The 21,407-nt window shown below is 38.4% G+C and carries 18 protein-coding genes, 2 pseudogenes and 1 CRISPR repeat array; of the genes and pseudogenes, 8 read left to right on the top strand and 12 right to left on the bottom strand.

From position 1 onward, the window contains the following. The first annotated feature begins 92 nt into the window (after window positions 1-92). Window positions 93-1,334 carry a hypothetical protein gene (locus PLEUR7319_RS0103495; protein ID WP_019503788.1) on the top strand — a complete coding sequence of 414 codons (1,242 nt, stop codon included), beginning with the start codon at window positions 93-95 and terminating at the stop codon, window positions 1,332-1,334. 13 nt (window positions 1,335-1,347) lie between these two features. On the opposite strand, the gene PLEUR7319_RS0103490 is transcribed toward PLEUR7319_RS0103495, so the two are convergent. The 5 genes from PLEUR7319_RS0103490 to PLEUR7319_RS0103470 form a co-directional block, all read right to left on the bottom strand. After that, window positions 1,348-1,620 (bottom strand): hypothetical protein, encoded by a 273-nt coding sequence (locus PLEUR7319_RS0103490; protein WP_019503820.1) that lies wholly within the window; start codon window positions 1,618-1,620, stop codon window positions 1,348-1,350. 58 nt (window positions 1,621-1,678) lie between these two features. Beyond that, window positions 1,679-2,005, bottom strand: a complete 327-nt coding sequence (locus PLEUR7319_RS0103485) for a helix-turn-helix domain-containing protein (protein ID WP_019503819.1) — start codon at window positions 2,003-2,005, stop codon at window positions 1,679-1,681. Then, a complete protein-coding gene (locus PLEUR7319_RS0103480) occupies window positions 1,998-2,339 on the bottom strand; it encodes a type II toxin-antitoxin system RelE/ParE family toxin (protein WP_019503818.1) in 342 nt (113 codons plus the stop codon). The genes PLEUR7319_RS0103485 and PLEUR7319_RS0103480 overlap by 8 nt, the downstream gene beginning before the upstream one ends. A 30-nt stretch (window positions 2,340-2,369) precedes the next feature. Continuing rightward, entirely contained in the window at window positions 2,370-2,573 is a 204-nt protein-coding gene (locus tag PLEUR7319_RS0103475; protein ID WP_019503817.1) for a DndE family protein, read from the bottom strand. 157 nt (window positions 2,574-2,730) lie between these two features. Further along, window positions 2,731-2,940, bottom strand: a complete 210-nt coding sequence (locus PLEUR7319_RS0103470; RefSeq protein ID WP_019503816.1) for a hypothetical protein — start codon at window positions 2,938-2,940, stop codon at window positions 2,731-2,733. A gap of 102 nt (window positions 2,941-3,042) precedes the next feature. Here PLEUR7319_RS0103470 and PLEUR7319_RS0103465 point away from each other — a divergent pair, with 102 nt between their 5' ends. Further along, complete coding sequence (locus PLEUR7319_RS0103465) at window positions 3,043-3,405, top strand: IS630 transposase-related protein (RefSeq protein WP_019503815.1); 363 nt, start codon at window positions 3,043-3,045, stop codon at window positions 3,403-3,405. A gap of 381 nt (window positions 3,406-3,786) precedes the next feature. On the opposite strand, the pseudogene PLEUR7319_RS0103460 reads toward PLEUR7319_RS0103465, so the two are convergent. Beyond that, window positions 3,787-4,038 (bottom strand): annotated as a pseudogene (locus PLEUR7319_RS0103460) (transposase); the annotation flags it as partial. A gap of 268 nt (window positions 4,039-4,306) precedes the next feature. Here PLEUR7319_RS0103460 and PLEUR7319_RS43355 point away from each other — a divergent pair. The 4 genes and pseudogenes from PLEUR7319_RS43355 (at window position 4,307) to PLEUR7319_RS0103435 (ending at window position 6,752) form a co-directional block, all read left to right on the top strand. Then, window positions 4,307-5,354: pseudogene (locus tag PLEUR7319_RS43355) on the top strand (ISAs1 family transposase). Between the two features lie 93 nt (window positions 5,355-5,447). Beyond that, complete coding sequence (locus PLEUR7319_RS34095) at window positions 5,448-6,110, top strand: hypothetical protein (protein ID WP_019503813.1); 663 nt, start codon at window positions 5,448-5,450, stop codon at window positions 6,108-6,110. Between the two features lie 71 nt (window positions 6,111-6,181). Beyond that, entirely contained in the window at window positions 6,182-6,412 is a 231-nt protein-coding gene (locus tag PLEUR7319_RS0103440) for a hypothetical protein (RefSeq protein ID WP_019503812.1), read from the top strand. Further along, the gene (locus tag PLEUR7319_RS0103435; RefSeq protein ID WP_019503811.1) at window positions 6,399-6,752 is read left to right on the top strand and encodes a type II toxin-antitoxin system PemK/MazF family toxin; all 354 of its coding nucleotides are present in this window, start codon (window positions 6,399-6,401) and stop codon (window positions 6,750-6,752) included. Before PLEUR7319_RS0103440 ends, PLEUR7319_RS0103435 begins: the two co-directional genes overlap by 14 nt. Before the next feature lie 165 nt (window positions 6,753-6,917). Here PLEUR7319_RS0103435 and PLEUR7319_RS0103430 read toward each other — a convergent pair whose 3' ends face one another. Then, window positions 6,918-7,709 (bottom strand): hypothetical protein, encoded by a 792-nt coding sequence (locus PLEUR7319_RS0103430; protein ID WP_019503810.1) that lies wholly within the window; start codon window positions 7,707-7,709, stop codon window positions 6,918-6,920. 24 nt (window positions 7,710-7,733) lie between these two features. On the opposite strand from PLEUR7319_RS0103430, the gene PLEUR7319_RS40475 reads away from it, so the two are divergent. After that, on the top strand, window positions 7,734-8,198 hold the full coding sequence (locus tag PLEUR7319_RS40475) for a hypothetical protein (protein ID WP_144054231.1): 465 nt from the start codon (window positions 7,734-7,736) through the stop codon (window positions 8,196-8,198). Here the strand turns inward: PLEUR7319_RS40475 and PLEUR7319_RS34090 are convergent. The 3 genes from PLEUR7319_RS34090 to PLEUR7319_RS0103415 all read right to left on the bottom strand — a co-directional run bounded on the left by PLEUR7319_RS34090 (window position 8,132) and on the right by PLEUR7319_RS0103415 (window position 11,142). Next, entirely contained in the window at window positions 8,132-8,989 is an 858-nt protein-coding gene (locus tag PLEUR7319_RS34090) for a hypothetical protein (protein ID WP_019503809.1), read from the bottom strand. The two genes, PLEUR7319_RS40475 and PLEUR7319_RS34090, sit on opposite strands and share 67 nt — an antisense overlap. A gap of 86 nt (window positions 8,990-9,075) precedes the next feature. Next, window positions 9,076-10,317: a hypothetical protein gene (locus tag PLEUR7319_RS0103420; protein WP_019503788.1), complete on the bottom strand. Its 1,242-nt coding sequence runs from the start codon at window positions 10,315-10,317 to the stop codon at window positions 9,076-9,078. Between the two features lie 96 nt (window positions 10,318-10,413). After that, entirely contained in the window at window positions 10,414-11,142 is a 729-nt protein-coding gene (locus tag PLEUR7319_RS0103415) for a VapE domain-containing protein (RefSeq protein WP_019503808.1), read from the bottom strand. Window positions 11,143-11,232: 90 nt separating this feature from the next. Between PLEUR7319_RS0103415 and PLEUR7319_RS0103410 the strand changes: the two genes are divergently transcribed. After that, the gene (locus tag PLEUR7319_RS0103410; protein ID WP_019503630.1) at window positions 11,233-12,945 is read left to right on the top strand and encodes an IS1634 family transposase; all 1,713 of its coding nucleotides are present in this window, start codon (window positions 11,233-11,235) and stop codon (window positions 12,943-12,945) included. A 66-nt stretch (window positions 12,946-13,011) separates the two neighbouring features. On the opposite strand, the gene PLEUR7319_RS0103405 is transcribed toward PLEUR7319_RS0103410, so the two are convergent. Next, window positions 13,012-14,436, bottom strand: a complete 1,425-nt coding sequence (locus PLEUR7319_RS0103405; RefSeq protein WP_019503807.1) for a DUF3854 domain-containing protein — start codon at window positions 14,434-14,436, stop codon at window positions 13,012-13,014. A gap of 277 nt (window positions 14,437-14,713) precedes the next feature. After that, the gene (locus tag PLEUR7319_RS0103400; RefSeq protein ID WP_019503806.1) at window positions 14,714-16,066 is read right to left on the bottom strand and encodes an ISKra4 family transposase; all 1,353 of its coding nucleotides are present in this window, start codon (window positions 16,064-16,066) and stop codon (window positions 14,714-14,716) included. 57 nt (window positions 16,067-16,123) lie between these two features. Beyond that, window positions 16,124-21,208: direct repeats of the CRISPR family, unit length 37 nt; unit sequence GTTTCAATTCCTCATAGGAATTAATTGTAGTTTAAAC. Window positions 21,209-21,407 lie beyond the last annotated feature (199 nt).

The raw sequence follows: 21,407 nt of genomic DNA, 5'->3' as shown, positions 1-21,407 counted from the left end.
AATACTCAGGATAATGGGGCTTGAAGCACAAAAGAAATCAAATTGAGATAAAGTCAACAAACAATCAATTGATTTTCAGTAAAAATTCAAGCATGGCAGTTTCTATCAGAGGAGATAAAAGTATTTGTTTACCCGTTAGCAGTGAAGAACAATATCAACAACTAATCGCCAATAATCACAATTATAGAGCCTATTTGCTGCAACTTTATGCCAAGTATCCTGAAATTTTTCCCAGAGAAATGGAAGCAGGGTTCAGCTTTCATGATTGGGTGGTCTCCAGCAAACAGGAACTGTCAATGCGCCGCATTAAGCTCAAAGCTAATCAGCAGGTCTATCAATTGCGTCCTGACTTCATTATGCCTTATATGGTAGGAAAAACCGACGAAATAGACAAACCAATGTATTTAAGACAATTTGGTGTGCCTTTTGACGCTTTAAGTTATGTTTTCGGTCGTAATGCCATGTACTGGTATCGTATTTACCTGTCTTTAGGTCGAGCCTCGATTGTGGGAACGACAATCAAAGACGCTCAAAAACTGCCTCCACATCTGGTAGCGGATGAAAAACATACTTGGTTAGGGGGTTCACGAGTTTATCTTCCTACTACCGTAGCATCTGGCTGTATTTTGGGAGTTAGCTTGACCGAATCAGCTAGTGCGCCAGCTTTAACTAAAGGATACGCAGAATTTCAAACCGAAGCTCGTCTTCTCGACCCCAATTATACCCCAGTGACAGTCAATACAGATGCTTGGGACGGAACTAAACAGGCTTGGCTTAATCTATTTCCCACGGTGACTTTGGTACTGTGCTTTTTGCACGCGGTGCTAAAAGTGCAGAAAGGAAGCCCCAGTTATCGCAATTTAAGAAACAAGCTCAAAGCTCTGCTCTGGAAAGCTTATAAATCCTCTACTGCTGCTAAATTCTTGCAAGGAATACGATTAGCTTTGATTTGGAGCAAAAAACATATCAGACGGAAACGCACTTTAAGCAAGATGCGTCAATTATGCCGTCGTGCTGCTCAATTCACAGTCGCTTATCAATTTCCCCAAGCTCATCGCACTAGCAATATGGTAGACCGGTTGATGAATCACCAAGACCGTTTACTCTACACTATGCAATACTTTCATGGTGACAAGGAGTCGGCAAGATTATATCTACGTTCGATGGCACTGATCTGGAATTTCCATCCCTACGCAGCTAGAACTCGCTCAAAATGCTCGTCACGGATATCGCCGTTTAGCGATCTCAATGGTTTTAGCTATCATCACAATTGGCTTCACAATTTGTTGATTGCTAGCTCGATGAACGGTCGCCAAACCCTTCAAAGTGGTTGATCCACAAAATCCGTTAGAACCAGACCCTCACTTGACCTTCTTGAGACAAAGAGCGAAACAAACTTTGGGGTGAATAATAATTATCTTGCCACTTTCTACCCAAAGGTCGCTTATCGATACAAGGTACGAGTTTCCAATAGTTAGGCAAAAGAAAAAGACTTTGAATTAAACGCTCTTGCGAGCGATGCCTTCGGCTAACTTCGTAATCGCGATTGCCCTGATGTTCTGAGCTTTTGAGTTCAGAATTTACCAGGGGAGTTTGTTTGTCTTGAGAATAACTAAACATCAAATCTAGGGTTGGTTAGTAGTTTGGTTATCTCAAGCGCAAGCTTTTTGTTTTTTCTTTAAGCTTTCAAAGCCACCTCTTGGTATGGCTCACCGTCTTTACGAGTGCTAATTTCAATTGTTACTTTCTGGTCTAATCGTCTGAGAAAATCTAGAAGTTTATCAGTAGTAAAACGACTAAAATGTCCATTCATTAAATGGGATACATCTGGTTGAGCAATCCCCAAAATTTTTGCTGCCTCTTTTTGTTTTAATTCCTCGATCAGTGAAGCTACATGAAAACCTATTTTCGCACGGATCATCAACTCATCAGAATTTTCCAGACCTAGATCTGCAAAAACGTTACCAGAACTTTCTTCAAACTCGATTTGTTTACTGTCAGTCATTTTTAGCAATCTCCTTAGCATCTTTTAACCGTCGTCTAATCAAATCGATATCTTCTTTTGGGGTACTTATGCCACTCTTAGATTTTTTATGAAAAGCATGAAGCACATAAATTGTTTCTCCTAATTGAACAGCTAAAACGGTTCTGTAGGCTTCCTTGTTGTATCTTACGGCAATTTCAAAGACTCCAGAACCAATACCTTTAAACGGTTTTGCATCCTTTGGCATACCACCGAACTGTATAAATTGCAGTTCGTCACCAATAATTTTTCGGACTTCCAGGGGAAATTGTAAAAGATTTCTCTTGGAATTTCCCATCCATCGCACAGGTCGCATTATTGGCGTATTCAAATTAGTCACTGATAATCACCATTGAATTATAGCAAATTTACTATAAAATTTAAAATGCGACTCTAGAACTTTTTGCTGAACAGAATCTTGAGCTAAGCTATAGCAAATTCCCCAACGGCAGATAGCAGCATAGGTAGGAATCTGGGTTTTGGTTTTGATATTGATTATTTGATATCTAGTTTTTTCACTAAATCTGAGGCGTTTGACAATAGGCTGCATAAAAAAAGCTAAGAATAATATTTTATTTATCCCCAGCGTCAGCAATAGTCACGCGATGAAAAAATAACTTCTGCCCATAAAAAGCAGAAAGCAAAAATAAAACTAAATTATCGTTAAAATTTGCTTAATGTTTATTGTTAATGACCTGACAATTTTTTTATAAAACTCCATCTTCAACTGGGTAAGGAGCATCGGTAAACTTCGTCGAATGATATCCTTTTGCTCCGATTGTGTATGCTAAATCGCTTAGTGGTTTCTCATTGGCTTTCAGACGCTTTAGTACATCACTAAAATTATGTCGGGGTATCCAACCGAGTTCATTTCTAGCTTTTTTGTTGACGTATACCCTTTCAATCTGAGGAAACATCTTCCATCCACGTCGTTTATATAGCTAACTGAAATAAGTTTGAATCACTAAAGGATTAAAGTTAAATTAAAATGCCCTCTAAGAAGAAAATAGGAGCAAGAGATGGCATATTCTTTAGACATGCGGCAACGTGCATTAGAGCTGGGAAAAGAAGGAAAAAGCAAGACAGAGATATCCAAGATGCTGGGGGTTAGCCGAACCAGCATACTTCGATGGTCAAAGCGAGCCTCTAGGGGGGAGCTTGGGGCAACTTATCCTAAAGAACGAGGTGGATTCAGAGTGGATGATGAAAAACTAAAAGCTTATGTCGCACAAAATCCTGATGCATATCAAGCAGAGATAGCAGAAGCCATTGGCGCGAAAGAAAACACTGTATGTCGGGCACTCAAGCGTTTGAAAATTAGTCGAAAAAAAAGACACCGCAGTACCGAGAACGAGATGAAGAAAAACGAAACGCTTATCTAAAGGAAATAGAACAATATCCCGAACAACAGAGAGTTTATCTAGATGAGAGTGGACTATGCCATCGTTTACAACGTACCCATGGGTATGCCCCTAAAGGAGAAAAAGTACATGGTCTGACCTATGGAAAAAGACAGGGTAGAACCAATGTGATTGGAGCTTGGTCAACAACCTAGGGCGAACGCATCTAAATTAGAAGAAAAAAAGAGTTAGGATGAAATTATTAAAATCAACTTATCTGATAAGTTGAAACAAGCCAAAATAACCTTGATACAAGAAAAATAGAGGTATATAAGGCAAATTTTGACAGCTCAAAATTCTGTTTGATTCTCGTGATTCAGAGAACAAATATTTTAATGTCTATCGAGAGATGATTGAGGGTTTTTAAAGACCTAAAACTTTAGCCAGATATTGATTATCCCAAGCTGCTTTGAGTCGTTTATTAGCCACACCAACCTTGGCGGTCTTCTCGTTTGATAGAAGATTCAAAGCCATCTTCCTTAATTGAGATAGGTTTTCAGGGGCATGGTCAGAGTGAACTGGGCAATCATCTTCTTTAAAGGCTACATCCAATAGCCAATGGACTTTGTTCCCAACTTCCCAATGACTGCCCTGAGCATGAGCTAGCAATTGAGCATGTAACCGTTCATTCCCCCCTCCAAAAAAGCAAGGAAAAATTAGGACACTGGCGATGCGATCGCTATGTCCATTAATTAACTGCCAACAGGAAATGGTGGAGGAGAAAGACCTTTTCGAGCCAGAGCTAAAACTTCAGCTATGTAAGTCCAAGGATTAATCTCTCTCAGACGGCAGGGCTATTTCATTCTAGGTGATATTGTAATTGTGGTAGTGTAAATAAACTAGAAAAGTGAGTGAAATAGCGATAATAGAAGCATTCTCTCGAATGCCAGATCGTAGAAGAAAACAGGGAACAAGGCATTCATTACAATTATGTTTGGCTCTGTTTACACTGGGGGTGACAGCAGGCAACCAAGGCTTTCTTGCGCTCGGAGATTGGCTAAAATCGTACAGTGAAGAATTAAAAGAGTTATTTGAAGTCAGAAGAATCCCTTCTTACAGCACAATTAGGAGAGCATTATTAAATTTGGATTACGAGGAGTATTCAGCTAGATTAGCAAGTTTTTTTGAAATCAAACCGTTAGCAGGTGAGACTTTGGCATTGGACGGAAAAGTGTTAAAAGGCTCATACTTACTTTCGTCAGACAACCCTCATTGTGAGCCACACAAGGCAATCACATTAGTTACGGCTTACCTAGTTGAAAGAGGACTAATCCTAAGACCAGAAAAAGTTAAAAACAAGAGTAATGAAATTACCGCAATACCCAAATTTATTGAGGCTTTAGCCGTTGAAGGGGTAGTTTTTGCATTTGATGCAATCAATACACAAAAAAACTATTGAAACAATTATCAATAGCGGAAATCACTATCTTGCTGCTGTCAAAGGAAATCAACCCAAACTAGATCAAGCTGTAAAAACGAAATTTGTCGAACATGACAGTTTTTACAATATTTTTAAAGGTCACGGAAGAATCGAAAAACGCAGAGTTAGTACTGCTTACTTAGATTTGAAGTTGCCTAAATGGTCGAGTATTAAAACGCTCATTAAAGTAGAATCAGAACGCCAACTCAAGTATAAAACGGAGTTTAGTACCAGATACTATATCTCTGATTTGACCGAATCAGCCTTCGAGTTTTATCAAAGAATTCGTGGTTATTGGGGTGTAGAAAATAAAGTTCACTATGTTCGCGATGTTACTCAAGGAGAAGACAAATCTAGAATTCGTACCTTACCATTACCTCAGATTTTAGCGATCGCACGTAACTTAGCTCTCAATTTATATCGAGATTCTGGATTTGACAATATGGCTCAGGCACAACGTAAATGCCAATTCAGTTTAAAACAGATTGCTTCTCTTTTTAGAATGAAATAGCCCTGACACTCTTACTCAAAACTATCTTTAAACAAAAATGTTAAAAAATTAGCTCAGACTGAATCACCTAAATTTGACGTATCCGAATTTGAAATGGATAATTTGGATTTGAGCGAATACACATTAGAAGATGTAGAAGGCATCGGAGATAGCTTTATCGAAGACTACGAAGATTGGAAAGACGAGTATCTTAGCGACATCGAAGGATTGGCTGATATATCTTTTGATGATTTTCCCAACCCCGTTGCTACGACTTTAGCTTTTATCTCTCGCATAGACACAATTTGGAGCGATGCCCACGGAGAAATCAAACCAGGTCATAGTGTCTCTGGTAGCAACCAGGCTGGTTACGCAGTTCCCTGTCAACAAAACTGCGCTCACATTGAACTAGACGATATTGAGAATTCTGGTCGCGATATTCGTTGGATCTCAGAAGGTCGCAGATGGATGCTCGGCAACGATCCTAATAACGCAAACATTTGTCCTGAAGCCCCATGGGGCGTAGATGGAGGGGAAGGTATACTAGGCGTTTTGAACTGTGGCAAAGAACCTACTGGTCGCAATCCTTATGGTCCTGGATTCAAAGTAGCCCTCTGGAGCGTTGATGAAACCAAAGATGAGGCTGGTACGGCTATATTCTTCCGTATCTGCAAACGTGGTATTCCCGATCTGGGCTGTACTCCTTACTTTATCGGTCCAATTCCATTTCTCCCTGCTAATAGGGAAAATTGGATTATCTTAGGACCTGGGGTGTGATTCATTCTGGAAAAGACATAGTTGTCTGCAAAATGCTACTATATAGTAAGATTATAAAATAGTATTTAACTATGGCACAAAAAATAAGCATTACCTTAGATGAAGAAGTTTTGGCTTTTATCGATTCTCAAACCAAAAATAGAAGTCAATTAATAAATCAAGTTTTTAACAATTTGAAGAAGCAAAAAGCTTTAAGTGAGCTAGAAGCAGCCTACATAGAACAGAGTCGAGATGAAGATGAAATCGCTGAAATCAAACTTTGGGATGTGACTATAGCTGACGGAATTGATGACGAAGATTAAAAGAGGGGATATTGTCTGGGTTAATCTAGATCCGACGATAGGAGATGAAGTAGCTAAGACTCGTCCATGTTTAATTCTTCAGAACGACTTGGGTAATCGTCATTCAAAAAAAACTATCGTTGCTCCTTTTTTGAAAGCTAAAAATTATCCTTTTATAGTCAATGTTACTCCATCTCGGCAAAATGGTTTAGATAAAGAGAGGGGATTGGATTTATCGCATATTCGCTCTGTTTCAATTCAGCGAATCAATAATAAACTCGGCTCAATTGAAGCCAAATACTGGTCAGATATAAAAAAAGCTATCCTTATACAGTTAGGTTTTGATGATATGTTTAACTGAGCCGAAAGTAATTCAACTTAAAACTTTTATGTAGTTTTTTCAGTCAATCGCAAAAATCAAGATCGGCGTATTGATTAAAAAGAAAAAACTAGGATGTTCTAGTTTTTTCCTATAATTAACTGAGACTAATATTGCCAAAATATCAGTCTCAACTTTTAAGACTAATTAACCTCCATAACTAGGCATAGCCCCCATTACAGTCTGTGCTGCTTGCTGAGGAGTATATACAGCTTGTGGTTGCGCCATAAATCCAACTTGCTGTTGAGGAACAAATCCAGCAGCGGCAGCAGCCTTAGATTGCGCTCCTCCATTATTATTAGTGTTAAATGGATTAGCACTATTGGTGACATTGCCGTTACCGTTGTTGTTACGGCTGATGCCATTATTGGTACGAACATTCTGAGAATGCCAGTTTTGGTTAAGAATATAGTTCAAGATAGCTTCATGAGGTCTATTTCCTGGAACACAATCGGGTAGCATGTTAGGGGCAAAAGTCTTCATAGTCAGACAAAGCTGCATCTGATCGACTTTGGGTTGACCTACTGTACCAAAAGTTTGTTCAAATATATTTGAAGCTAGCTCATAGTCGGGAGTCGTAGGTTTTGAACCACGTTGAGAGCTAATTTGATTGACATAGAGAGTTTTGAACATATCTCTCGCGCCAAAATACAGAGATTTGGCTACTGTAGAATTGTCATTTAGGGTCGTATTAAGAGCAGTATTGCTTGCGCCATAGCATTGCTGAACTACCGCCATAGTTTGCGGGTCGATAGTCGCACCATAAAATTCAGTACCTGGTTGTTGAACTTGTGGCTGCTGAACTTGCGCTTGCTGAACCTGCTGTGGCATGGGCGCATAACCCTGTTGAGGTTGGTTCACTTGTTGAGGCTGAGGCATTGGTGCATATCCCTGTTGGGGCATGGGTGCGCTTGCACCTTGAGGCTGTACGTAATTCATGTATTATAGTACTCCGAGCGATTTTTGAATGAAACGTTAGTCGAACAAACTAGAAGACTCTCTAATCTATTCACCTACTCCTGCCCGACAGGGCTAAAGTTAAAAAAAAAAGAGCGATCGCCAATCCGCCAGGCGAGTAGCCTTTTTAACTACAAATTGGGCAATCTAAAACTAAGCCCCACTCAGCAACTGACCATGTTTACCGAGCTACAAGATTTATTTCAGAATACAGATATAACCACCATCCAACTTCACGCCAGTGACTATGAACTGGCACTCAGACAATTACTAACCGTCTATGGCGATCGCCACGAAGATAGTCCTATCTTTTACTGGAACAATGGTTATCAACGGAACTTTCAGATTGACAAAACAGCAAAAGCTATGCATCGTGAGGGATACAGCCCTGTTGAGCCAGTCATTTACTGGGTACAAATCAGGGAAACACCCAGTAAATCTAAGCATGATTGTTGTAGTGTTGTAGGTTGAGTTATCTTCTCAAATGTCACTCTCTCTCCCTGTAAATTGATTTGAATTTTATTTTGGGCAATTGTGGCTAAATCATTCAATAAAGTAGAAAAACTGTGAACAGGCAAGTTCTCTTGATTTCGCTTATTACCAGCTTTTTGCTTGGCAATTGGTGAGGGTTGATATCTCAATAATTCCTCTCTGTCTGAGGAGGAAATCTGTTCGATGTCTTCTTCTTCAAATAAAATGGGAGCAAGAACTTTTCTCATATGCCATTCGACATAATAAGCTAGAAAACAGAGAAAAATATGCCCTTTGACTCGATGGTCTAGATAGTGATAAATGGGACGTACTTTTAAATCAATTGTTTTCAGACATCGAAAAGCTTGTTCGACTTTTGATAGTCCTTTATATGCTCTTACTGTGGTTGCTACATCCATTTTTTCCAACTCAACAGAAGTACGAATAATATAGACTCCATCTAAGATTTTGTCTCTTTCGATTACTTCTGATTTTCTGCGATAAGCAAAATGAGAATCTGAGATCTCAATCTCAAATAGCTTTCCTACTTTAAATTTATTTAAAACTTTTCCTACTCTTAAGCCAATTTTATCTGCTCCCTTTAATGCTCTCTTTTCTCTAGTCATAGCTTGTTCTATTTTGTCTAGCTCTTTTTCTGTTGCGAGTAATAATTCTTCTCTAACTTGAGCATTTTTCTCAGCAATCAAAGGGTTACGACAAGCAATTAATCTTTCTCCTGGGTAATCATTACTTTCTATTTCTATGACATCTCTTTCATCAAATAATCCCAATTGAATCTGGTCAACTCCTGCCAGTTTTCTAATTTGACTCTTGGTTAAGGCTGTAATCCAATCCTGGTTCTAACGGATTTTGTGGATCAACCACTTTGAAGGGTTTGGCGACCGTTCATCGAGCTAGCAATCAACAAATTGTGAAGCCAATTGTGATGATAGCTAAAACCATTGAGATCGCTAAACGGCGATATCCGTGACGAGCATTTTGAGCGAGTTCTAGCTGCGTAGGGATGGAAATTCCAGATCAGTGCCATCGAACGTAGATATAATCTTGCCGACTCCTTGTCACCATGAAAGTATTGCATAGTGTAGAGTAAACGGTCTTGGTGATTCATCAACCGGTCTACCATATTGCTAGTGCGATGAGCTTGGGGAAATTGATAAGCGACTGTGAATTGAGCAGCACGACGGCATAATTGACGCATCTTGCTTAAAGTGCGTTTCCGTCTGATATGTTTTTTGCTCCAAATCAAAGCTAATCGTATTCCTTGCAAGAATTTAGCAGCAGTAGAGGATTTATAAGCTTTCCAGAGCAGAGCTTTGAGCTTGTTTCTTAAATTGCGATAACTGGGGCTTCCTTTCTGCACTTTTAGCACCGCGTGCAAAAAGCACAGTACCAAAGTCACCGTGGGAAATAGATTAAGCCAAGCCTGTTTAGTTCCGTCCCAAGCATCTGTATTGACTGTCACTGGGGTATAATTGGGGTCGAGAAGACGAGCTTCGGTTTGAAATTCTGCGTATCCTTTAGTTAAAGCTGGCGCACTAGCTGATTCGGTCAAGCTAACTCCCAAAATACAGCCAGATGCTACGGTAGTAGGAAGATAAACTCGTGAACCCCCTAACCAAGTATGTTTTTCATCCGCTACCAGATGTGGAGGCAGTTTTTGAGCGTCTTTGATTGTCGTTCCCACAATCGAGGCTCGACCTAAAGACAGGTAAATACGATACCAGTACATGGCATTACGACCGAAAACATAACTTAAAGCGTCAAAAGGCACACCAAATTGTCTTAAATACATTGGTTTGTCTATTTCGTCGGTTTTTCCTACCATATAAGGCATAATGAAGTCAGGACGCAATTGATAGACCTGCTGATTAGCTTTGAGCTTAATGCGGCGCATTGACAGTTCCTGTTTGCTGGAGACCACCCAATCATGAAAGCTGAACCCTGCTTCCATTTCTCTGGGAAAAATTTCAGGATACTTGGCATAAAGTTGCAGCAAATAGGCTCTATAATTGTGATTATTGGCGATTAGTTGTTGATATTGTTCTTCACTGCTAACGGGTAAACAAATACTTTTATCTCCTCTGATAGAAACTGCCATGCTTGAATTTTTACTGAAAATCAATTGATTGTTTGTTGACTTTATCTCAATTTGATTTCTTTTGTGCTTCAAGCCCCATTATCCTGAGTATTTCTACTACCCACAAAATCCGTTAGAACCAGCTCTTGACTCTGAAATAAAAGTTTCTGAATTAGGTGTAGTAGGTATAGTAGGTATAGATATCCCCTGCTGTGACTGGGTTTCACCCTGCAATACCTCTGCTATACCGAAGGGAGGTATAGTCGAAGCCTCCTCCCAAACTACTTGCCTTTTTCCCTGATGTAATTTCTGCCCTACTTTCCGCCAGTTTAAGGTCTGAAGAATATTGGCTACCCGCATCTGTTCGCGCCTTCCTATTTTATTCAGCTCAAAATCAAATACTTGAAGTAGCACCTCAGATATTGATACCCCAGTTTTACTACGAACGTAATCTGCTACGAAACCTGCCCACTCATCTATTATTTGGAATCGGCAGTTATTTTTCAGATTTCTTTTTTCTTCTTCTTTTGATAACCACCATGTCTCTCCTTCCCGATATGCTGCCACAGCAGAAGCCCATATCCCGTCTCTTTCCTCTTTTAACCGCTTGATGTCTATTTCCTTTGTCTGTACTGGTATCACCCAATAACGTCTGTTTCCTGTCGAATCTACCAGGAAGCTTGAATCGTTCACTGAACCGACGATAATCGAGTGTCGAGGATAATCTTTTGTAGTGCGTGCGTATGGCTCTCGAAACGTATCTTTTCGGCAGCTCAGAAATGCTTTTAGGTCGCCAGCCTGTCTTTTAGAGAAGATTTTGTCGAGTTCGCCCCACTCCTGACTCACGGTTCGCTTAAATCAAAGATGGCTAGAAAAATAAAACAGCTCAACTGTATGCTGAGAAAGAAGTTGAAAGAATAGAGAGACCAACCCGTCTTGAAAGGAACTAACTCAGAAAGAGCAGATGATCTTCCTCTAATTATTCATTGGCTAAAGCAAATGGAAATAGCATCAATAATTGATCGAGAGCTACCTGTTCCTCATGGGAATCGAAAAGGATTAAGCTACGGTCAATTATCAGTCCTATTTCTAAGTTATGTAGTGAGCCAATCAGACCATCGATTATGTGCCGTAGAACCATGGGTAGAAAAACATCGGCAAACCTTAGAAATAGCAACAGGATGGAACATTGGGGGCAAAGATGCCACAGATGACCGACTAGCTGACTTATTAAGTGTCATCGGTTCATCGGAAAATCAAGGGCGAGAGAAAGTAGCAATTCAATTGGGACAAAGCACAATACGAGCTTATGAATTACCAACGGACAAAGCCAGAAGCGATACCACAAGTTTTAGTGTCTATCATCAGCCCACAAAAGAAACAGAAGGAACTAACTTGCTGAATTTTGGTTATAGTAAAGACCGCCGCCCTGATTTGGTTCAATATCGTCAAATGTTAGCTACTCTCGACCCCATGGGAATGCCTCTATTGGGAGCTACATTATCAGGAAATGGAACAGATGAATCTCATTATCTACCAACATGGCAACAATTGGTGGAGATTATTGGTCACAAAGATTTCTTGTTTCTCGCCGATTCTAAAGGCTCTACTTGGAATAATCGGGGGAAAATTAATCAACAAGGAGGAATTTACTGTTTTCCGCTAGCGATGCATCAGCCTCGTCCCAAACTGTTATCGCAATGGGTGGCTAATCCACCAACAGCAGTGCAAGAAATTTGTCTCAACTCCGAAGCCGAGTCAGAATCTCCCATTGGTAAGGGTTTTGAAGTTCCGTTGGGCAGTCTCTGGTATGAAAAAGAACATCAAAAGTGGCATCGTTGGTCAGAACGATGGTTAGTGGTTTGTTCTTATGCTTTACAACAGCGTCAACTTAAAAGCTTGTCAGCTCGTCTGAGTAAAGCGGAACTTGCCCTAGAAAAACTCGCTAAAAAACCACCACAAGATGAGGTAGCTCTACAAACCAAAGTGGAGACTATTCTGAAACGTTATCGAGTTACGGGGCAGATCTTAACTGCGATTGAGAAGAAAATTGGCTATCAAAAAGTTTATCAAGGTGCTGGTCGAGGAAGTAAGAATCGTCCCTCTCGTCGTGTTCGTCAAACTACTCTTTCCTTGACTTATCAACGTTGTGAGACCGCTATCACCCATCAACAATCCATCGCTGGTTGGAGATTGTATGTAACTAATGCTAATTCACAGCGTCTTTCTCTTGAGCAAGCTGTTAACTCTTATCGGGAGCAATGGCAACCTGAAAGAGGTTTTCATCGTTTTAAACGAGGTCGTCTTCCCGCTTTACCCATCTATTTTCAAGATGAAGAACGGATTCGAGGGCTGATGTTTTTACTAACGATCGCCCTGACTCTGTTTACCTTGATGGAATTTGTGGTTCGTCGCCAACTAGCGGTGACAAAGCAATCACTTCCTGGACTTTATTCAGGCAATCCCAAGCGCACTACTTTTCGTCCCACTGCTGAACAATTGCTAGCTGCTTTTGGCGATCTAACTTTGTATCTTTATCCTGATGGCTCTACTGAAATTAGTTCTCTTAATTCTCTTCAAAGACAGATTTTAAATCTGATGAAGATTCCTGAATCGATTTACATTCTTCCCCAGCTAGTTCCTGATTGACTCCAATCCAGCAAATAATTGCTGTGACTTGATTCTATCCTCTTTATTTGATTCAATGCATTTTATTTAAGCGAACCGTGAGTCCTGAATCCAAGACTTATGCAGAATTAACAAATCATCTTTATCTTTTCCTGATCTCATCGAATCCCCAAACCATTCTCCTGCCAAGATATCAAAGAATGTTGATTTACCAATCCCCTGTTCTCCCTGAAGCACTAGTGTATTGTCATGCTTGCACCCTGGTTGATAAACTCTCGCTACTGCTGCTATTAAAGTCTTCTTCAGGAAAATATCATATATAGGATCTGATGTCCCAAAAAAGGTACTTGATAATGAATTGATATCCGCAAGTTCACTATTTCGGACAACTTGCTCTAGATACTCTGCTACTGGATTATAGGCGTTTTCTTCTGCTACTTTCGTACACACATCGATCGCTTTATTTTTGTTCACTTCCAGGCGATCGTATTCTGCCAAATGCAAATAAAATCGCTCTAAATTAAACTGCTTCCCATCTAATTCAATCTGCATTTCTAGTTCATTTAGACGTAGGCGATTGGCTCTGCCACTGCCCTTTGGGCAATCGCTATATTTATCCCTTACGTAATCTAGCAGGGCTGCGGTCGCTGTATTTCTTGACTGCATTTTTGAAGCGTTTTTTTGTGGCGAGATAGATTTTAGCCATTCTTTATATGGCTGGATGTTTTCGATTACTTCTTCCAAGGCTTCGACTCCTTGATTTACTACCAAATCGTCTAGTCCTTTCGTGGCTTCGGTGTACTCCCAACTGCCAACCCCAACTATACATCCTGCTCTTTGGGCTAGATATCCAATTGTTTTGAGTGCTTCTTGTACTTTAGGCTTAACTGCCACATCCGAATCAAACAGTAGATGAATTCCCCTACCGTTAGCCAAAAATGGCGCTAGAGTCGGTATCGCCTTTAGCGAGCGCTTAACCTTCCCGTTCCATACCCCTGTTAAACATAAGCCCACCAATCCATTCGCCAACAAACAAGCCGCTTTCTTCGCTCCCTCTGTTACTTCGATGGGTATTTGAGGGTTATTATGTATCCATTTCCAAAACCCTTTGTCCAGTCTTGATTCGTCGATATCTTCTGGCAGAATTGGCACATTATATCTTTTCGCTATCTTTGACCATGCCGTTTTGTCGGGAATCAACAGAATTACTTCATTTTCCCGTCCTTTAGGAAACGTAAAATACTTTACTGGTTTCTCGCTATCTGGAAACTGGATTGCTTTATTTGGCTTGAATTGTCCAAATTCTCTTAGTTGTCCCGTTTCTAAATCTACCCCTTTTACGTACCACCCTGGACTCCCCAGATAATTACTCCAGTTCAGTAACTTGGCAATTTCTTTTTTCTCGCTAATACTCTTGGAATTCAGCTTGGTAATTGACTCTGAAACCCCACTCCCAGGAACCCATTCAGAAGCGTGCTTAGAATTAATGTTTGGTGCAAATGTATTACTCATGCGACACCTCCATCTTTATTTAGACGAATTCCTTGCTGCTGTGATGATTGGCTAGTGCAGTTTTTCACTACACATCTTAAAATATAGATATTCATTTGGTTTCCTTTTATGAAACTAATGTGTACTTAGCGATCGCTCTATTCCGACCAAAGAACTGCGATCGCTTTTTGCTTTCAATCAAACGCTAGTAAATATCACAAAATCTTTTGAGTTCCTAACCTTGACAAATATGGACTTAATTTTGAGGAAGCGTAACAAAATTGCATGAATAGTTGTTTTATGCTACTACTCCTAAAGCTGGAAGAACTGCTTTGTGCCAATTATTTTGCCATTCTTGAGAAACCATTGCTGCTCTAATTTGAAGTACATTATGCGCCCCTTCTCGACTCCACTGCATTTTGCCATCTCTTTTATGACGGGCATTAATTACACTATCGATATGGGATTCTGCCACTTGAGAAGTAAATGTTTGATTTGATTGTTGCCGTTGCTCATAGTTGATGAGATATTTTTGATTGCCTTGGAGATAGTCTTGTAAGGCTTTGAGTTTACTTTTTTGTTTCTGGTCTTTAATCTGGTTTCTCAATATTGTAAGTTTTTCTAGAGCTTCTGTTGCTTGACCATGCCACAATTTCCATTTCGCATTCTCTAATGATTCTCGCTCGTTTTCTGCTAATGAATTCAGTAAGGGCTGAAATTTTTTACCAATATGAAACCAATCCAAAATCGCTTCGATGTGCTTACAATGTGGTTGGAGAGCTTGAATCACCGACCAGCAATTCTGTGCTCCATCGGCTAATGCAGTGACGATGGTGTTGCTATTAAGTCCTTGTTTGAGTGCCGTATTTAAAACATAAGTTTTCATCGTTTCGAGATTATCTTCTCTAGCTGAGATGGCACAAGATTTATCTACTATGGTTCGATGATTGTTATCTATTGGTTGCAGATTTTCGGGACGATAAGCAACTGCAAACAAAGCCTCAAAGCTTCTTTTCTGTTTCTCTTTAATGGGAATATGTCCCCCATCAACTTGTAAAATTATTGATTCTACTGGCTCGGCACATTCTTCCGATTGAGGAGTCATTAAATTTTGTTGGCAGAGCATTTCTCCTACTTGTGCGCTCAGACGACTAATTTGAGTATGATTATTAATGCTGCGATGGCAGGTGTTAATCTTCTCCAGATTTTCTTGTGCTTGACGGTAGCTGAAATTGGCTCCTTGCTCGCATTGTAGCTTGGCTAAATCGGGATGAATATTACTGCCAAACACAGCATTAGTGGTGGAAGATTGTTGCCAACGACAATCTGGGTTTTGACAGCGATGTTTTTGGATGGTTAGTTGATGATCGCTGAACACGGCGTGAAATTTCGATTTAGTCGTGCCATTACGCCCCAACTTTCCACCACAATTAGGACAAGTCTTGTGGTCTTTTCGGATTAGTTTGCATTGTTCTGCCAGAATCGAGTTTTGAACCTTAGACAATAATGAAATCTGTTCTGCATGTCGCAATCCGAGTTCTAGAATAGATTGAGGTGCTTCGATATCGTAGGTTTTGAGGGTATTGCGCTCAACAACTTCTTGAGTACTGATGGCAACCTTTTCTACTACTATTCTCAGTTCAAATTCCATGGTCGCTCTTTATTTCTAACACTGATAACGAGCATATCGTAAAATTCTCATTTCATGCAAATTTGTTACGCTTTTAATTAATTGTAGTTTAAACACTTTAGCTAAATATTCAGCAACCTTTTCGATTGATGTTTCAATTCCTCATAGGAATTAATTGTAGTTTAAACGGTTATGTCTTGTTTCTCATGAACTAACAGCACTTGTGTTTCAATTCCTCATAGGAATTAATTGTAGTTTAAACCTTGGGATATGGCTAGATATTCAACATTTGTTTGGTTTCAATTCCTCATAGGAATTAATTGTAGTTTAAACAATTACTACACTGTATCGAAACGGCATGTGTTTGTTTCAATTCCTCATAGGAATTAATTGTAGTTTAAACGCTAGGTTAAAAGCCGCCTCTAGTCCATGTGTGGCATGTTTCAATTCCTCATAGGAATTAATTGTAGTTTAAACATGGAGTCATGATGAGTGCTAGGGGATGATGACCTGTCCTATCGTTTCAATTCCTCATAGGAATTAATTGTAGTTTAAACTTTAATTATTGTTAGTGTTTTACTTACTTGTCTCTTTGTTTCAATTCCTCATAGGAATTAATTGTAGTTTAAACAAGATGCCACGATCAGGATTTACGCTTATACAGGTGAGTTTCAATTCCTCATAGGAATTAATTGTAGTTTAAACCTTCCTGCCAGCTTACTTGAAGATCCTAAAGAGGGGTTTCAATTCCTCATAGGAATTAATTGTAGTTTAAACTTTTGTCTTATCTCAAGTGCTTCGCCGCTCACCTCCTCGTTTCAATTCCTCATAGGAATTAATTGTAGTTTAAACAATCACACCTTTCTTCACCTATTTCTATTAACTCTCTGTTTCAATTCCTCATAGGAATTAATTGTAGTTTAAACGCGAAAAACCAATTGGGTTTTCCCTCGTTAATACCGTTTCAATTCCTCATAGGAATTAATTGTAGTTTAAACTTAAGGGTAAGGGTGTAAAAGCTGTAGAGCCAGCATTGTTTCAATTCCTCATAGGAATTAATTGTAGTTTAAACATTGGCGGTTGTAAACCATTAATCACAATCGTCTTTGTTTCAATTCCTCATAGGAATTAATTGTAGTTTAAACCCTTTGTTGATAAAAAAGAAGGGTACTACTTTCAGCTTGTTTCAATTCCTCATAGGAATTAATTGTAGTTTAAACTGGACTTTTTGAAGAAATCTTCTCGTCGCTTCTGTTTCAATTCCTCATAGGAATTAATTGTAGTTTAAACGTTTATAACCATAAAGACAAATGTTTAAGGTTAGAGTTTCAATTCCTCATAGGAATTAATTGTAGTTTAAACTCCTTGCGAAGCCCCCGATGAAAGTAGGATATGCAAGTTTCAATTCCTCATAGGAATTAATTGTAGTTTAAACCTTATCCCCCAATGCCTTGGAGTCACAAATTCATGTTTGTTTCAATTCCTCATAGGAATTAATTGTAGTTTAAACATTTGTAGGGTATCAAAAGTACACCAAGGAGGAAAAAGTTTCAATTCCTCATAGGAATTAATTGTAGTTTAAACTTTGTAGGTTCGCATGGATAAATAATAGGCGTAAGTTTCAATTCCTCATAGGAATTAATTGTAGTTTAAACCAGATAATAATCTTTCTGTCTCTAATCGAGCTTCTTTTGTTTCAATTCCTCATAGGAATTAATTGTAGTTTAAACGTGTGATGAATCCCAGATTTTGAGCCGCTTTTGAGGGTTTCAATTCCTCATAGGAATTAATTGTAGTTTAAACTTTTTGCTCTCTTCTGGTAGTTATTGGAGAAATCTGTTTCAATTCCTCATAGGAATTAATTGTAGTTTAAACCCGACGCTGCTATTCTCCGACCAACTACATTCCGTTTCAATTCCTCATAGGAATTAATTGTAGTTTAAACTGTAGAGGTAGGCGGTTGAATAGCTCTCAGTGCATGTTTCAATTCCTCATAGGAATTAATTGTAGTTTAAACATGGCTAATGGTAAAGTCACCATAAGGGTTATGTTTCAATTCCTCATAGGAATTAATTGTAGTTTAAACATGAATTTTTTCGTCTACACCAAAGAAAGTGTAGGGTTTCAATTCCTCATAGGAATTAATTGTAGTTTAAACATCGAAAACTTTAAAGATGAGGCGCAGCAGGCTAGTTTCAATTCCTCATAGGAATTAATTGTAGTTTAAACTCGAAAGATTCAAATTTTTCTCCCCTGCCAAGATGTTTCAATTCCTCATAGGAATTAATTGTAGTTTAAACATGCCGTATGAAATTGATCCGCCTTGTCCAATTGATCAAAGGTTTCAATTCCTCATAGGAATTAATTGTAGTTTAAACCCTTTTTCAAACCAGAAGTAAGCACTTCTGTTTCTTTGTTTCAATTCCTCATAGGAATTAATTGTAGTTTAAACCAAAAGCCGAGTTGCAAGATCTAAAAGATAAGATTGTTTCAATTCCTCATAGGAATTAATTGTAGTTTAAACTAGGTACTCAATTGATAATTACACGATTAGATTTGTTTCAATTCCTCATAGGAATTAATTGTAGTTTAAACAGTTTCTTTAAGCGGGCGGCAATAGCTTCAAGCGGGTTTCAATTCCTCATAGGAATTAATTGTAGTTTAAACGATATTTATCAACTTCATCACAAAAGCAGCAGCGGATTGTTTCAATTCCTCATAGGAATTAATTGTAGTTTAAACAGTAGGGGCAGCTTTAGAGCCAGTAGGCATGAGCGTTTCAATTCCTCATAGGAATTAATTGTAGTTTAAACTTTAGGGATTAAATACAAAGTTGAAGGTGCAGAGGTTTCAATTCCTCATAGGAATTAATTGTAGTTTAAACACTCTTCGTAATTGTGAGCGATATCGATCCAAGAGTTTCAATTCCTCATAGGAATTAATTGTAGTTTAAACATTGGAAAAATACGTTCCCGTAAAGTCAATCATCATTTCGTTTCAATTCCTCATAGGAATTAATTGTAGTTTAAACGCGGCACTTATAAGGTCGCGCACAAAGTAAATTAAACAGTTTCAATTCCTCATAGGAATTAATTGTAGTTTAAACTCTATTAGCTCTCTGATAAACAAATTAAATTTATGTTTCAATTCCTCATAGGAATTAATTGTAGTTTAAACTCGCCACGATATAAATCTAAATTGGCTGTTAGTTGATCTGTTTCAATTCCTCATAGGAATTAATTGTAGTTTAAACGGGAAACTTGCGATGGAAATACCATCATTTCCGTGTTTCAATTCCTCATAGGAATTAATTGTAGTTTAAACTCTTCAAATGTAATTTCCTGATCTAGAAAAGCTTGTTTCAATTCCTCATAGGAATTAATTGTAGTTTAAACACGTCGCCAAGTCATAAGGGTTAAGCCTATCTTCCCCTGTTTCAATTCCTCATAGGAATTAATTGTAGTTTAAACGTTCGCCGCATGTAGGCAGAGGGCAGATGGCAAAGTGTTTCAATTCCTCATAGGAATTAATTGTAGTTTAAACCTTTTACAGTTATTCCAATAATTACACCTAACTATGTTTCAATTCCTCATAGGAATTAATTGTAGTTTAAACCTGGTAGCTGCGAGGTAAATCAATCTTCCTTGTTTCAATTCCTCATAGGAATTAATTGTAGTTTAAACGGTGATATATCTAATTTGGTGGATCAGTATTCCCAGATAGGTTTCAATTCCTCATAGGAATTAATTGTAGTTTAAACAATCCTTGTCTACCCAGTATTCCCCGCGAAATGTGTTTCAATTCCTCATAGGAATTAATTGTAGTTTAAACCGATCGCGGCGATCCCGAATCCATCGATGCCAGCGAAACGTTTCAATTCCTCATAGGAATTAATTGTAGTTTAAACTGTTGTTGCAACTCTTTCAAAGCATCTGTCTGAGTTTCAATTCCTCATAGGAATTAATTGTAGTTTAAACTCTCAAATGCTTATCCAGCCCCTTCGACTTAATGAGTTTCAATTCCTCATAGGAATTAATTGTAGTTTAAACCTGGAGACTACGTATCGAGGAACGATCAATTTGGACAAATGTTTCAATTCCTCATAGGAATTAATTGTAGTTTAAACTTTACAATCCGTGATTACACATAGAAATATTTCAAAATTACAACACGCGTTTCAATTCCTCATAGGAATTAATTGTAGTTTAAACTCTAGACATAGCGGGAAGATGGTCAGAGTTTACGTTTCAATTCCTCATAGGAATTAATTGTAGTTTAAACACTTTACACAATGGTATTCTGCTTTCAAATGATATCAAGGGTTTCAATTCCTCATAGGAATTAATTGTAGTTTAAACAATCGAACTATGGTGCGCCGCTGCCGTGGTGCTGGGGGTTTCAATTCCTCATAGGAATTAATTGTAGTTTAAACCTTCAATATCAGTTCCTGCCAAGTTGCCCTGGTCTATGTTTCAATTCCTCATAGGAATTAATTGTAGTTTAAACGGGGACAGTCGGCGCATTTTGGCTTTTTAGAGCGTTTGTTTCAATTCCTCATAGGAATTAATTGTAGTTTAAACAATTATTGACTTAATTTGTGCCAATTGGTCAGAAGCGTTTCAATTCCTCATAGGAATTAATTGTAGTTTAAACACTTAAGTTATTTGTTAATCGATTACAACTAATTCAGTTTCAATTCCTCATAGGAATTAATTGTAGTTTAAACTTAAGCCGAGAGTTTTGTTGATCATGAAGGAATTGAAGTTTCAATTCCTCATAGGAATTAATTGTAGTTTAAACAGTTGAGATTATGTTAGTAGCGTCGAGCTTATTAGCGTTTCAATTCCTCATAGGAATTAATTGTAGTTTAAACTCCCATTAAAATTACAAAAATTCGCCTTGGTGCTGTTTCAATTCCTCATAGGAATTAATTGTAGTTTAAACAAAGATTTCCATTGTGCTGGGGAAAGTTATTGCCCTTCGTTTCAATTCCTCATAGGAATTAATTGTAGTTTAAACAATGAACCAGAAGATATTGAAGATTTTCAACAGGTTTCAATTCCTCATAGGAATTAATTGTAGTTTAAACAGGTTGATAGCAACGTCGCAAAGCATAAAAGTGTAACGTTTCAATTCCTCATAGGAATTAATTGTAGTTTAAACCGCAAGACTTCAAAACCTCTGATATATTTGGTTTTTAAAGTTTATTGGCGCGGTACTGAGTTGATAATAGCACAAAAAAAATAGATAAATAGAGGGGGAATCGCTGAAAGCCATACTCCGTAAAGTGCGCGGTGTACAAGTTGGCTTGATTATACTCAAAACCTTACTTAGTATGAATTTCCAGTATTTTTTGTATCTT

The organism is Pleurocapsa sp. PCC 7319, from assembly GCF_000332195.1.
In the GTDB taxonomy this organism is placed as follows: domain Bacteria; phylum Cyanobacteriota; class Cyanobacteriia; order Cyanobacteriales; family Xenococcaceae; genus Waterburya.
Note: the sequence above shows the minus strand (reverse complement) of the source record. Positions and strands in the feature narration are given on the sequence as shown.

Excerpts from the sequence above, each read along its gene's own strand:
- PLEUR7319_RS0103400 (WP_019503806.1), bottom strand. The coding sequence starts at position 16,066 with ATGGAATTTGAACTGAGAATAGTAGTAGAAAAGGTTGCCATCAGTACT.
- PLEUR7319_RS0103475 (WP_019503817.1), bottom strand. The coding sequence starts at position 2,573 with ATGCAGCCTATTGTCAAACGCCTCAGATTTAGTGAAAAAACTAGATAT.
- PLEUR7319_RS0103495 (WP_019503788.1), top strand. The coding sequence starts at position 93 with ATGGCAGTTTCTATCAGAGGAGATAAAAGTATTTGTTTACCCGTTAGC.
- PLEUR7319_RS0103485 (WP_019503819.1), bottom strand. The coding sequence starts at position 2,005 with ATGACTGACAGTAAACAAATCGAGTTTGAAGAAAGTTCTGGTAACGTT.
- PLEUR7319_RS0103420 (WP_019503788.1), bottom strand. The coding sequence starts at position 10,317 with ATGGCAGTTTCTATCAGAGGAGATAAAAGTATTTGTTTACCCGTTAGC.
- PLEUR7319_RS0103405 (WP_019503807.1), bottom strand. The coding sequence starts at position 14,436 with ATGAGTAATACATTTGCACCAAACATTAATTCTAAGCACGCTTCTGAA.
- PLEUR7319_RS34095 (WP_019503813.1), top strand. The coding sequence starts at position 5,448 with ATGGATAATTTGGATTTGAGCGAATACACATTAGAAGATGTAGAAGGC.
- PLEUR7319_RS0103430 (WP_019503810.1), bottom strand. The coding sequence starts at position 7,709 with ATGAATTACGTACAGCCTCAAGGTGCAAGCGCACCCATGCCCCAACAG.
- PLEUR7319_RS0103440 (WP_019503812.1), top strand. The coding sequence starts at position 6,182 with ATGGCACAAAAAATAAGCATTACCTTAGATGAAGAAGTTTTGGCTTTT.
- PLEUR7319_RS0103435 (WP_019503811.1), top strand. The coding sequence starts at position 6,399 with ATGACGAAGATTAAAAGAGGGGATATTGTCTGGGTTAATCTAGATCCG.
- PLEUR7319_RS0103470 (WP_019503816.1), bottom strand. The coding sequence starts at position 2,940 with ATGTTTCCTCAGATTGAAAGGGTATACGTCAACAAAAAAGCTAGAAAT.
- PLEUR7319_RS0103465 (WP_019503815.1), top strand. The coding sequence starts at position 3,043 with ATGGCATATTCTTTAGACATGCGGCAACGTGCATTAGAGCTGGGAAAA.
- PLEUR7319_RS0103490 (WP_019503820.1), bottom strand. The coding sequence starts at position 1,620 with ATGTTTAGTTATTCTCAAGACAAACAAACTCCCCTGGTAAATTCTGAA.
- PLEUR7319_RS0103480 (WP_019503818.1), bottom strand. The coding sequence starts at position 2,339 with ATGCGACCTGTGCGATGGATGGGAAATTCCAAGAGAAATCTTTTACAA.